Origin of the sequence: Shewanella amazonensis SB2B, assembly GCF_000015245.1 — a bacterium.
Classification (GTDB): domain Bacteria; phylum Pseudomonadota; class Gammaproteobacteria; order Enterobacterales; family Shewanellaceae; genus Shewanella; species Shewanella amazonensis.
Genome location: NC_008700.1, coordinates 623,977 through 636,885, shown reverse-complemented (window position 1 = coordinate 636,885; position 12,909 = coordinate 623,977). Strand labels below are relative to the sequence as shown.

Genomic DNA, 12,909 nt, shown 5'->3' with positions numbered 1-12,909 from the left:
CAAAAACAAAAAGCTCCCTGACGGGAGCTTTTTGATTCTGACCTTTCGATTCAGACCAAGAACTATATCTCCAGTAACCGTCAGAACGGGATATCGTCGTCCCAGCCGTCATCCAGATCAGGAGTGTAGTTCTGCTGTTGTGGCTGAGGCGCTGGACGCTGCTGTGGTGCCTGTTGTGGCTGGTAAGCGGGAGCAGACTGCTGAGGCTTGCTCTGATAACCGCCCTGCTGCTGTGGCGCCTGCTGGCCATAACCACCCTGAGCCTGCTGTGGCTGCTGGAAACCACCTTGCTGTGGCTGCTGAGCAGGTGCGCTGTAGCTTGGCTGTGCGGCCTGCGGCGCTGGAGCGTATTGGTTTTGAGCAGGTGCGCTGTAACCACCCTGAGACTGGCCACCCTGTGACTGACCGCCCATTGGCGCGCCCTGGCCCTGGCCCTGGTTGCGGCCGCCGAGCATCTGCATGCTGCCGCTCTGGTCCACCACGATTTCAGTGGTGTATCTGTCCTGACCACTCTGATCTTTCCACTTACGGGTTTGCAGCTTGCCTTCCAGGTAAACCTGAGAGCCCTTGCGCAGGTACTCACCGGCGATTTCAGCCAGCTTGCCAAACATCACCACACGGTGCCATTCGGTACGCTCCTGCTGCTGACCTTGGTTGTCCTTCCAGGACTCGCTGGTGGCGACCGTGATATTGGCTACCGCATTGCCGTTGGGCATGTAGCGCACCTCAGGGTCTTGCCCCAGGTTACCTACCAGAATCACTTTATTCACACCACGACTGGCCATTCAATCTCTCCCGAAATTTTGCGTATAAAACAGAGTTAATTTGCAGAGCCTAACACAGCTCTGGCTTCTCTTAAATCGAATTGCTCATCCACTTTGAGGTAAGCAACTTTTTCTTCAAGCACCACAATGGCTTCGGCTACACCGGCCAATTGCGACAGCCTGCTGGCCATTTCACGGGCCTGTTCCCTGCCTTCTACCTGCGCTTCCAGGGTGTAGCTCTTGAGCAGCACAGGGTTCTTCATCCCCAGAGAAAGCACCAGCCAAAGCGCCATCAAACCGAGCGCCGCGACGAACACACCCGCCGCCCCCAGCAATTGGAAGGCGCCGCCGCCCAAAAGACCACCGCAGAAGGCACCGAGGAACTGACTGGTGGAATACACGCCCATGGCCGAGCCCTTTTCACCCACGGGGCAAAACTTGGCAATCAGGCTGGGCAGCGAGGCTTCAAGGTAGTTAAAACCGGTAAAAAACAGCAACACCGCAAAGGCCAGCAGCCACAGATTATCGGCAAACAGCGCCATCACAGCGAGGGCCAGCATCATGATCACCAGTGCCACCTGGAACATGCCCTTGGTGTTCTTACGCTTCACGCCGATGATGATAAGCGGCACCATCAAGAAAAAGGCACCGATAAAAGCGGGGAAGTACAGCATCCAGTGCTTTTCTTTGGCAAGACCTGCATCCACCAAATCCAGCGGCAATGCCACAAATACGGCCGTCAGCACCAGGTGCAAAATAAAGATACCGGCATCGAGGCGGAACAGCTGCGGGTCTTTGAGCATCCGCATCAGTTTGGCAGGCGCCGCCAGCGTATCGCCCTTGGGCGCCTGATGCACTGGGTTTGGTACCAGCAGTTGCACTATCAAGATGCCCAAGAGCGCCAAACCCGCAGTGAGGGCAAAGAGCCCCGAAAGCCCCATATGCTGCGCCACCACCGGGCCCACCAGCAATGACAGCGCAAATGAGAAACCAATACACATGCCGATAATGGCCATGACCTTGGTGCGCTGCTCGTCACGGGTCAGATCGGCGGCCAGCGCCAGCACTGCGGCGGCAATGGCCCCCATGCCCTGCAATGCCCGGCCGAAGACTACCCCATAGATGCTGTCGGCCATGGCGGCGACCACACTGCCCACGGCAAACACCAACAAGCCGATAAGAATAATTGGCTTGCGGCCAAATTTGTCCGACAGAATACCCATGGGGATTTGCAGCAGCGCCTGGGTTAAACCATAGGCACCAATGGCTATACCCACCCACAGAGGCGAGAAACCTTCGAGATGTTGGCCGTAAAGGGCAAACACCGGCATGATCATAAACAGACCCATCATCCGCAGGCCGAATACGCTGGCCAGTGAAAAGGCGACTTTTTTCTCGGTGGCCGAAAGACCGCTGTTAGCCATGACTGAAAACCTTGATTCAAGAATGCACCGGGGGCGCGAATGGTAGCACAGCGGCCACACTCCCCCAAGTTGGCGCTCCGGCGATTGAGATGCCGGAAGTAAAAATTGTCACGATTGTAAATTTGATCCACGCCGCTGGCAAAGGGGTATTGCAGCTCACGCCCAAATCCTCTGACAGCAGTCTTTGGTGCGGCTGTAGTTTCAGGCGTAAATTATGCGATACTGATGGTCTTTTTTCCGGCGTTTAGAAGTGGCAGATGGACAAGATTGAAATCCGCGGGGCCCGCACCCACAACCTCAAGAATATCAACCTGACAATTCCCAGAGACAAGCTGATTGTGATCACAGGTCTCTCGGGGTCAGGCAAGTCGTCGCTGGCGTTTGATACCCTCTACGCCGAAGGTCAGCGCCGCTATGTGGAGTCCCTCTCTGCCTACGCCCGCCAGTTTTTGAGCCTGATGGAAAAGCCCGATGTGGACCATATCGAGGGTCTGAGCCCGGCCATTTCCATCGAGCAGAAATCCACCTCCCATAACCCTCGCTCCACCGTGGGTACCATTACCGAGGTGTACGATTATTTACGTCTGCTGTTTGCCCGCGTTGGCGAACCACGCTGCCCGACCCACGGCCAGCCACTGGCGGCCCAGACCGTGAGCCAGATGGTCGACAAGGTGCTGGAACGCCCCGAGGGCGAAAAACTGATGCTGCTGGCGCCTGTGGTCAAGGCCCGCAAGGGTGAACACGTTAAGCTGCTCGACAGCCTGTCGGCCCAGGGCTATATCCGCGCCCGTATCGATGGTGAGGTATGCGATCTATCCGATCCGCCAACCCTGGATCTGCACGTGAAGCACACAATCGAAGTGGTGGTGGACCGCTTCAAGGTCAAAGACGACATGCAGCAGCGTCTGGCAGAATCCTTTGAGACCACCCTTGAGCTGTCCGGCGGCATCGCCGTGGTGGCCAGCATGGAAGAAGGCGCTGCCGAAGAGATGATTTTCTCGGCCAACTTTGCCTGCCCCCATTGCGGTTATTCCATGGCCGAACTGGAGCCACGGATTTTTTCCTTCAACAATCCCGCCGGCGCCTGCCAGACCTGTGATGGCCTGGGCGTACAGCAATTTTTTGACCCTGAGCGGGTCATAGTCTCCGGTGAGCTGTCGCTGGCGGGCGGCGCCGTTCGCGGCTGGGACAGACGTAACTTCTATTATTTCCAGATGCTCAAGTCCCTCGCCGAACATTATGAGTTCGATGTGGAGGCCCCCTTCAGTGAGCTGACCGCCAAGGTGCAAAAGATAGTGCTTTACGGCTCTGGCAAAGAAGAGGTGGCCTTCCGCTATGTGAACGATCGCGGCGATGTGGTGGTGCGCAAACACCCCTTCGAAGGTATTCTCAACAACATGGACAGACGCTACCGCGAGACCGAATCCAATACGGTGCGCGAAGAGCTGGCCAAGTACATCAGCAATCAGGCCTGCAGCAGCTGTGGCGGCTCGCGCCTGCGGGAAGAAGCCCGCCATGTGTTTATTGAAGATCTCAACCTGCCGACCCTGACCCACTGGTCCATCGGCGAGGCCATGGATTACTTCAACAAGCTGGAATTTGAAGGGCAAAAGGCCCAGATCGCCGAGAAAATCCTCAAAGAAGTGCGCGATCGTCTGGGCTTCCTGGTTAACGTGGGACTCAACTACCTGAGTCTGGCACGTTCGGCCGAAACCCTCTCCGGCGGCGAAGCCCAGCGTATTCGTCTGGCAAGCCAGATTGGCGCCGGTCTGGTTGGCGTGATGTACGTGCTGGATGAGCCCTCCATCGGCCTGCATCAGCGGGACAACGAGCGGCTGCTGAACACCCTGACTCACCTTCGGGATCTCGGCAATACCGTGATTGTGGTGGAGCACGACGAAGACGCCATCCGCATGGCCGACCATATTATCGATATAGGCCCGGGCGCCGGTGTTCATGGCGGCGAAGTGATTTGCGACGGCGATTTGGCCGCCATCACCGCCTGCGAGCACTCAGTCACCGGCCAGTACATTTCCGGCAAGCGCAAAATCCAGGTGGACGGCGGTCGTACCCCCATCAACCCGGAACAGCTGATTGAGCTCAGGGGCGCCCGTGGTAATAACCTCAAGAATGTCGACCTCAGCATTCCGGTTGGCCTATTTACCTGCGTGACCGGGGTGTCAGGTTCGGGTAAATCCACCCTGATCAACGACACCTTTTTCAAGATTGCCCACAAGGCGCTCAATGGTGCCACAGTGGATGAGCCCGCACCTTACACCAGCATCACAGGGCTTGAGCAGTGCGACAAGGTGGTGGATATCGATCAGAGCCCCATCGGCCGCACCCCACGGTCCAACCCTGCTACTTACACGGGCATTTTCACCCCCATCCGGGAACTCTTTGCCGGTACCCAGGAGTCCCGCACCCGGGGTTATCAGGTGGGCCGTTTCTCCTTTAACGTCAAGGGCGGTCGCTGCGAGGCCTGTCAGGGTGATGGGCTTATCAAGGTAGAGATGCACTTTTTACCGGATGTGTATGTGCCCTGCGACTCCTGTAAGGGCAAACGTTACAACCGCGAAACCCTGGAAGTGAAATACAAGGGCAAGAACATCCACGAAGTGCTGCAGATGACCGTGGAAGACGCCCGGACGTTTTTCGATGCCGTGCCCGCCATCGCCCGCAAGCTGCAAACTCTGATGGATGTTGGCCTGTCATACATTCGTCTCGGCCAAAGCGCCACCACCCTGTCGGGCGGAGAGGCTCAGCGGGTAAAACTGGCCAAGGAGCTGTCGAAACGGGATACGGGCAAAACCCTGTATATTCTCGATGAGCCGACAACGGGTCTGCACTTTGCTGATATTCAGCTGCTGCTGGACGTACTGCACCGACTCAAGTCCCATGGCAACACCATAGTGGTGATTGAACACAATCTGGATGTCATCAAGACAGCCGACTGGATTGTGGATTTGGGCCCCGAAGGCGGCTCTGGCGGGGGCACCATTTTGGTGGCTGGCACACCAGAAGACGTAGCCGAGCATCCCACCTCTCACACAGCGCGCTTCTTAAAGCCGCTGCTGCAACGCTAGAGGCATTCACCATGGGACAGGGACGTCTTGGCTATCGGATTTGGGGAGCAGCCCTGTTGGCATGCTGGCTGACAGGTTGCGCGTCTGCTCCCCAGTGCAGGCGAGACCTGACGGCCGAATGGGTTTCTCTGCCTGAAGTAAAACAAGATGTCGTCCACCTGGCCTCGGCGCCCCTGGCAGGTCGCAAGACCGGCACCGAAGGGGCCTTGCTTGCCCGCCGGTATCTGGCAGTGCGTTTTGGCGAGTCGGGCCTGCAGCCGGTGGCGGCAGACTTTTCGCCCATGACGCAGGAAAGGGTGCAGCAAACGGCAGAAGACAGCCATCCCTTCTTTCATCCCTTCAGCATTGACAAGCTCTTCGGCCAACGTCAGGGAACCAACGTGATAGGTCTGCTGCCGGCAGCGAAGGCTAATTCGCGCTGGCGAGTCGTACTGGCCCACTACGATCATCTGGGCACAAGCGGCTCCAGATATTTTGCCGGTGCCGATGACAATGCCTCTGGCGTCGCCGCGCTGTTGGCGCTGGCAAAACAAGCGGCAAAGGATCCACTTCGCCCGGCGGATCTCAACCTGCTCTTTGTGGCAACCGATGCCGAAGAGCCGGGACTGTACGGCAGTCAGGCGCTGGCAACCCGACTTGGTGAGCTTGGCATAGTGCCAGAACTGGCACTGAATCTCGATATGGTCGGCCATCCCGGCAGTCCCTATGCCATCTACATGGAAGGCAGCCGCAAATTTGCCAATGCCGATGAGCTCAAAGCACTGGTGGAGCGTAACGGCCTCTGTGCCCGCCTCAGTCATTCCCGGCTGGAACGGGATGGCAGCGCCATGAAGGTGAACTATCTCAAAGCCTCTGATCATTACCCTTTCCATAAAAGCGGCGTGCCCTGGCTGTATTTTGGTGTGCCTCCCCACCCTCAGTACCACACGGTGGACGATACCCCGGATAAACTGGACTTCAACTTCCTGGCTGCGACCATAGAGGCGGTATACCCTTTACTCTGGACAACGCTGGAACCCAAGCTGCCTCAGGGGTAAAAGTTAATCTTTTGTTATTTTGCCCATTTGACGCAAAAAAAGGGCCAAAATCGTCAAAATGGATATTTTCTTGGCCAAAATCAGCAAAGGCTGCTATACTCTGGCGTTTTCGGATTCGGAACGGGAAATCGACACGGGGTTGGTTTTCTGGTCTGTCTAGTGAATCATCAAGCGCAATCACGCGCACCCTAAGGCGTTATCCATGTCATCCAATGAAAAGACTTTCCGCGAACTCGGTCTGACTGAGTCTGTTTTGCGTGCCCTCGACGAGCTGGGTTATGAAACCCCTACGCCCATCCAGGCCGCCAGTATCCAACCTCTGATGTCCGGCCAGGACATCCTGGGTCAGGCACAAACAGGTACGGGTAAAACCGGTGCCTTTGCACTGCCACTGCTTTGCAGCGTCGATGCCAACCTCAATGCACCACAAATTCTGGTGCTGGCCCCTACCCGCGAACTCGCGGTACAGGTCGCCGAAGCCTTCACCAGCTATGCCAAACACATGAAGGGTTTCCACGTACTGCCTATCTACGGTGGCCAGAGCATGTATCAGCAGCTCCAGGCCCTGCGCCGTGGTCCACAGGTAGTTGTGGGCACACCAGGCCGTGTTATGGACCACATGCGTCGTGGCACCCTGAAGCTCGACACCTTGAAGGCTCTGGTACTCGACGAAGCCGATGAAATGCTGAAAATGGGCTTCATCGACGATATCGAGTGGATCCTCGAGCACACTCCAGAGAGCCGCCAGCTGGCCCTGTTCTCGGCCACCATGCCTGAGCAGATCAAGCGCGTTGCCAACAAGCACCTGCGCAATCCAGTGAACATCAGCATCGCCGCCAGCCACACCACAGTGGAATCCATCGAGCAACGTTTTGTGCAGGTGTCCCAGCACAATAAACTCGAGGCACTGGTACGGGTACTGGAAGTGGAAAACACTGAAGGTATCATCATCTTCGTGCGTACCCGTAACTCCTGTATGGAACTGGCCGAAAAGCTGGAAGCCCGTGGCTATGCCGCATCGCCACTGCACGGCGATATGAACCAGCAGGCCCGTGAGCGCGCCGTTGATCAACTGAAATCCGGCAAGCTGGATATTCTGATCGCCACCGATGTGGCCGCCCGTGGTCTGGACGTTGAGCGTATCGGCCACGTAGTAAACTACGATATTCCTTACGATACAGAAGCTTACGTGCACCGTATCGGCCGTACCGGCCGCGCGGGTCGTACCGGTATGGCAATTCTGTTTGTGACCAGCCGTGAAATGCGCATGCTTCGCACCATCGAGCGCGCCACCAACAGCCGTATCTCTCCAATGAAGATCCCAAGCCCAGAGTCTGTGGCCGAGCGTCGTCTGTCTCGCTTGGGTGAGCAGGTTGCCGACATCCTCGCCAACGAGCATCTGGACTTTATGAAAGGCGCCGTGGCTCAGCTGTGTCAGCAGCTGGAAGTGGATACCGAGCAACTGGCCGCGGCCCTGTTGCATCAGGTGCAGTTGGAGCGTCCATTGCAGCTGCCTGCCATGCACGAGCGTCAGCGTGACAACTTCGACGAGCGCACCGGCCGTGGCCAGAACGATCGCGCCGAACGTGGTGACCGTAACGAGCGTCGCCGTGACTCACGTCCTCTGCCAGGCAATTTCGGCAGTGCCGATACCCTCAAGGACAACCCGGACATCAGCATGAAGCGTTATCTCATCGATGTGGGTCGTGACCATAACGTGGGTGTGGGTAACATCGTGGGCGCCATCGCCAACGAAGCCAACATCGACAGCCGCTACATCGGCCAGATCCAGCTGTACGATGCAGTAACCACTGTTGACCTGCCAGACGGCATGCCAAAAGAAGTACTGCAGCACCTGAAAAAAGTGCGCGTATGTGGCAAGCCACTGAACATCCGTGAAGTAAGCACCGATGGCAGCGATGAAATCCCGGTAAGCAACGGGCCAATCCCCAAGCGCACACGTAAGCCATCCGGCGATCGTCCTGAGCGCGGAGAGCGTAAGTTCAACGATCGTGGCGGTGACCGTGGTGACCGCGGTGGCGACCGCAAATTTAGCGAGCGCAAGAGCTTCGACAAGAAGCCAGCTGGCAAGCCACGCCGTCCAAAGGAAGACTGATCCCTGTTAAGAAAAGCCACCCCTGAGGTGGCTTTTTTATTTCAGCAAAACAACTTAGGGCGTCACAACATTAAACCAGAAGTTGAAATTATCCAGCATACCAGTGAACTCTTTCAGACTGGCCTCGCTGCCTTTAAGGCTTACCTTGCCTGCCTTCACCATGTCATCGATGCTGCCCTTACCCAATTGAATATCATCCAATACCACCTTATTCAGGGTGACGGAAACATCGCTGGTTTTGCACTGGCGCTCGGCATAATTCAGCACCGCGTTTTTCACGTTCAGGCAGAAGTCACGGTTAAGATCGCTCAAGCGGATCTCCAACGTCAGATCTTTACCTGCGGCTTTGTCACTGTTTAACCTTACCGCAAAGTAGTCAAACACCATCTCAGGTGTCATGGCACGAATGATATCCGGGCTGGCGGTATTCACTCCTCCAGAAGTGGGAACACCGTTTCGAAGTTCGAATGCCCCCTGCAGGTAAACCGAACGCCAAGGGCCGGATTCGGCCTGATAGCCAAGCTGCTCAAAGCTATCGGCGAGAAGATTCTTGGCATTGGTGTTTGCCGGCTCAGCAAATACCAGCTGTTTCATCACCTCGGCGACCCATCGATACTCGCCCTTGTCGTAGTCGGCTTTAGCCTTTTTCAACATGGCTGCGCTGCCGCCCATGTATTCCACATATTTTTTGGCGGCATCTTCCGGTGGCAGATTATTCAGATTAGCCGGGTTACCATCGTACCAGCCCATGTAGCGCTGATACACGGCGCGGGAATTGTGCCTTAGAGTGCCGTAATATCCACGGGTAGACCAGTTACGTTCAAGCTCCGGTGGCAGTTTAATCATTTCAGAGATCTCACTGCCCACATAACCCTGGTTCATCAGTCGCACTGTCTGATCGTGGGTAAATTTATAAATATCCCGTTGTTTTTCCATGTAGTCGACAATTTTGTCGTTACCCCACATAGGCCAATGGTGGCTCTGGAATTTCACCTCCACACCGGGCATAAAGCGGTCGATGGTTTCGTTTAAAAAACCAGACCATTTGAGTGCATCCCGCACCTGAGCACCACGCAACGTTAGAATGTTATGCATGGTGTTGGTGGTGTTTTCCGCCATCCACAGCGCTTTGAAATCCGGAAACAGGGTATTCATTTCGGCTGGCGCCTCGGTGCCCGGCGTCATCTGGAACACCATTTTCACCCCATCAACTGTCAGCTCTTCGCCAGTCTTTTTGATTTCGATGGTGGGCAGCAACAGTCCGGCAGCCCCGGTAGAAGTTGTTTGCCCTAAACCACCATTGACTCCGCCCTGGGGATTGCGGGGTAACAGTGCCCCATACATATAAATAGCGCGGCGGGACATGGCATTGCCGGCAATGACGTTTTCGCTGACCGCATGTTCGGTAAAGTGCTCTGGAGCGATAATATCGACTTTACCTGAGACCACATCGGCTTCGTCCACCAAGCCCCGCACCCCACCGAAGTGGTCCACATGACTGTGGCTGTATATCACGGCCTTTACCGGAAACTTACCTACATGTTCGCTTATCAGCTCGTAGGCTGCTTTGGCGGTTTCGGCTGAGATAAGTGGATCGAATACGATCCAGCCGCTATCGCCTTTCACAAAGGTGATATTCGACAAATCATAACCCCGAACCTGATAGATGCCCTTGGTGACTTCAAACAGGCCATGCAACATATTGAGCTGAGCGTTGCGCCACAAAGAGGGGTTCACCGTTTCAGGGGCCGCAGCTTCCTGGGTGATATACGTCTTGTACTGCTCAAGATCCCATACGGGCGCACCATTGTCGGCAGTAATAGTCACCTTGGCCGGCGCGGCGATAAAGCCTTTACGGGCGTTATCGAAATCGGTTTTGTCCTCAAACGCCAGTGCATCCTTCACGGCCTGATTAATAGCTTTGGTTTTTGTGGTCGCGGGCTTTGGCACCTCTGCCGCCACAGCTATCCCCCCCACACAGGCCAGTAACGCCGCCAAACCAATTCGAGTATTCATCATGCACTCCCTACATTGTTGAAAGGCCAGGTAACACGCATACCTGGAACCATTCAAAGATAGTTCAACCAGCAAAACCATAGATAAGCCGAAAGTGGTACATTTCAGACCTTTTAGAGTATTTGCCATGCTATTCACTATTTGGGTGTCTGCCACTGGCGCCTCAGCGCTGTCACTGATAGAGTAAGCACCAACAAGGGGAGTAACTTCTCGCTGGTTTGTCGTCATGACGGTGATTTGCACCCGGCAACCAGGCAGCCATGGGGGGCTGTAAGTGAGACCTTGCCGACGGGCAAGGTGTATCTCCAACTCAGAGCAGCTTGTACCGTCTGGTACAGGCTGTTTTTGTTTTGGGAGTATTACTCGTGGAAACCTGGTGGTTGTGGGCTGCGTTTGCGGCCATAGTGCTGACCCTTTTGTGGGTCGATATCAAGTTTGTAGGCGGCAAGAGTCATAAAGTCTCGATGAAGGAGGCGCTGACCTGGTCGCTGGTGTGGTTTGTGGTGGCCATGGCGTTTAACGCCGGTGTCTGGGCCTGGCTCGATTACTCGGTTGGCCGTGAGATTGCCAACGACAAGGCGCTGGAGTTCCTGACTGCCTATGTGATTGAAAAAGCATTGGCAGTGGATAACGTCTTCGTTTGGTTGATGATTTTCTCTTACTTTGCCATTCCGCCCGAGCTGCAACGGCGGGTGCTGTTGTACGGGGTGCTGGGTGCCATTGTGATGCGCGCCGGTATGGTGTTTGGTGGCATTTGGCTTATCAATCAGTTCCACTGGCTCCTGTACGTATTCGGCGCCTTCCTGGTGTTTACCGGCGTAAAAATGCTGCTGACCGCAGACAAGGAAACCGACCTTTCCACCCATCGCGGACTGATTTGGCTTCGCAGCAAAATGAAGCTCACTGAGCATCTGGAAGGCGAGCGTTTCTTTGTGCTGCGTGAAGGGGTGAAATACGCCACGCCACTGTTTTTGGTGCTGATTTTGGTGGAGATAAGCGACCTGATTTTTGCGGTGGACAGTATTCCGGCTATTTTTGCCGTGACCACTGACCCCTTTATCGTGCTCACCTCCAACATCTTCGCCATCATGGGCCTGCGGGCCATGTACTTCCTGCTGCAAGGCGCAGCCGAGAAGTTCAGCCTACTCAAGTATGGCCTGGCCATCATCCTGGTATTTATCGGCTTTAAGTTGATGCTGATAGATGTGTTCCATCTGCCCATTGCTGTGGCGCTGGGGGTGGTTGGCACCATCCTGGTGGGATCCATGCTGCTGAGCCTGTGGGTGAACCGTAATAAGCCCACCAGGTTTGAATAACTCTCGGCCGTCGCGAAATAGCGGCGAGAGATGTGCAAAAGGGGCCGAATGGCCCCTTTTCATTGACGATGATATGTCAATTCACCGATAGCTTACTTGCCGGCCCTGGCAAGCGCCGCCGCCGAGGCAGTAAGCGCTTCGGCCGCCGCCACCCTGAAAGGTCGGGTATTGAGCAGCCCCAGCGCCTCAAGCCGCTTGCAGCTCAAGGTACAATCCTTTGGTCGCTTGGCGGTATCTGTTGGGCTCGACTGGGCAATCAAATGGCCGCTGTCTTTCCCCAACACCTCTGCCAGCGCCACCACCATGCCGTGTTTGGTCATGGTTTCGGCAGCACTGAAATGATAGATGCCGCTGATTTTCTCACCCTCAACATGCTTGGCAATCATGCCCTTGATGGCTTCGGCAATATCCGCTGTCGAGGTTGGTCTGCGCACGGCCCAGTCATCCACCCCTTGTTTTTGATAATCCAAAAGCTGCTCAATCAGCACCAGCACCGCCGACTCGCTCAGGCGCTCAACTTCACCATACAAAATGGGCAGTCGTAAAATGGCCGACTCAGGGAGCAGCCGCGTGACCGCCTGCTCGCCCATCAGCTTGGTCTCACCGTAAAAATTGACTGGGTTGGGCGCGGCATCTTCCGCATAGGGCGCCTCAGTGCCATCGAACACATAGTCGGTGGAGATATAAATCAGCCAGGCACCACAAGCCTTGGCGGCCTGACACAGCGCCTCGGTGGCTGACAGATTCAGCGCCTTGGCTGCGTCCGGGTTTTGCGCTGAGACATCGGGCCTGCGCTCGGCGGCGCAGTGCACTATCACCTGAGGTGCAATCTCAGCCACCGCTGCTGCCACTGCGTCGGCATCGGTTAAATCCAGACGCAGAATGCCTTCGGCGGCGCGGCTGAAACCAGTGCCCGTGACTGTGTGGCTCGCAGACAAAGACTTCACCACGGCACGCCCCAGAAGCCCGGTTGCGCCCGTCACCATGATATTTGCCATAAAACACTCCCTGAATCGTCCTGAATTACGATAAATCTGGCAAAGAATGGCCAAAGCCTAGCACGGCAAGCCCTGCCTTTACATCAGCTTACGATTAAATACCCCGGGGCTCTTGTGGCCGCCGCAGGCTTTTTTTACCCTTGTGGCAGTAT

General features: G+C 55.9%; 8 protein-coding genes. 4 read left to right on the top strand and 4 right to left on the bottom strand.

Annotation, left to right across the window (positions count from 1 at the left end):
* Positions 1-80 precede the first annotated feature (80 nt).
* Both ssb and SAMA_RS02755 read right to left on the bottom strand, forming a co-directional pair.
* Positions 81-785 (bottom strand): single-stranded DNA-binding protein, encoded by a 705-nt coding sequence (gene ssb, locus SAMA_RS02760; protein WP_011758636.1) that lies wholly within the window; start codon positions 783-785, stop codon positions 81-83.
* 35 nt (positions 786-820) lie between these two features.
* Positions 821-2,188: an MFS transporter gene (locus tag SAMA_RS02755; protein ID WP_011758635.1), complete on the bottom strand. Its 1,368-nt coding sequence runs from the start codon at positions 2,186-2,188 to the stop codon at positions 821-823.
* A gap of 257 nt (positions 2,189-2,445) precedes the next feature.
* On the opposite strand from SAMA_RS02755, the gene uvrA reads away from it, so the two are divergent.
* The 3 genes from uvrA to SAMA_RS02740 all read left to right on the top strand — a co-directional run bounded on the left by uvrA (position 2,446) and on the right by SAMA_RS02740 (position 8,427).
* Positions 2,446-5,274, top strand: coding sequence for an excinuclease ABC subunit UvrA (gene uvrA, locus SAMA_RS02750; protein ID WP_011758634.1), 2,829 nt, complete (start codon positions 2,446-2,448; stop codon positions 5,272-5,274).
* Positions 5,275-5,285: 11 nt separating this feature from the next.
* Complete coding sequence (locus SAMA_RS02745) at positions 5,286-6,311, top strand: M28 family peptidase (protein WP_011758633.1); 1,026 nt, start codon at positions 5,286-5,288, stop codon at positions 6,309-6,311.
* A gap of 202 nt (positions 6,312-6,513) precedes the next feature.
* Positions 6,514-8,427 (top strand): DEAD/DEAH box helicase, encoded by a 1,914-nt coding sequence (locus SAMA_RS02740; protein WP_011758632.1) that lies wholly within the window; start codon positions 6,514-6,516, stop codon positions 8,425-8,427.
* Between the two features lie 54 nt (positions 8,428-8,481).
* On the opposite strand, the gene SAMA_RS02735 is transcribed toward SAMA_RS02740, so the two are convergent.
* Positions 8,482-10,446, bottom strand: coding sequence for an alkyl/aryl-sulfatase (locus tag SAMA_RS02735; protein ID WP_041409652.1), 1,965 nt, complete (start codon positions 10,444-10,446; stop codon positions 8,482-8,484).
* A gap of 362 nt (positions 10,447-10,808) precedes the next feature.
* Here SAMA_RS02735 and SAMA_RS02730 point away from each other — a divergent pair, with 362 nt between their 5' ends.
* A complete protein-coding gene (locus tag SAMA_RS02730; protein WP_011758630.1) occupies positions 10,809-11,759 on the top strand; it encodes a TerC family protein in 951 nt (316 codons plus the stop codon).
* A 92-nt stretch (positions 11,760-11,851) separates the two neighbouring features.
* Here the strand turns inward: SAMA_RS02730 and SAMA_RS02725 are convergent, their stop codons facing one another.
* Positions 11,852-12,757: a dTDP-4-dehydrorhamnose reductase family protein gene (locus tag SAMA_RS02725; RefSeq protein WP_011758629.1), complete on the bottom strand. Its 906-nt coding sequence runs from the start codon at positions 12,755-12,757 to the stop codon at positions 11,852-11,854.
* Positions 12,758-12,909 lie beyond the last annotated feature (152 nt).

Excerpts from the sequence above, each read along its gene's own strand:
- ssb (WP_011758636.1), bottom strand. The coding sequence starts at position 785 with ATGGCCAGTCGTGGTGTGAATAAAGTGATTCTGGTAGGTAACCTGGGG.
- SAMA_RS02755 (WP_011758635.1), bottom strand. The coding sequence starts at position 2,188 with ATGGCTAACAGCGGTCTTTCGGCCACCGAGAAAAAAGTCGCCTTTTCA.
- uvrA (WP_011758634.1), top strand. The coding sequence starts at position 2,446 with ATGGACAAGATTGAAATCCGCGGGGCCCGCACCCACAACCTCAAGAAT.
- SAMA_RS02745 (WP_011758633.1), top strand. The coding sequence starts at position 5,286 with ATGGGACAGGGACGTCTTGGCTATCGGATTTGGGGAGCAGCCCTGTTG.
- SAMA_RS02740 (WP_011758632.1), top strand. The coding sequence starts at position 6,514 with ATGTCATCCAATGAAAAGACTTTCCGCGAACTCGGTCTGACTGAGTCT.
- SAMA_RS02735 (WP_041409652.1), bottom strand. The coding sequence starts at position 10,446 with ATGATGAATACTCGAATTGGTTTGGCGGCGTTACTGGCCTGTGTGGGG.
- SAMA_RS02725 (WP_011758629.1), bottom strand. The coding sequence starts at position 12,757 with ATGGCAAATATCATGGTGACGGGCGCAACCGGGCTTCTGGGGCGTGCC.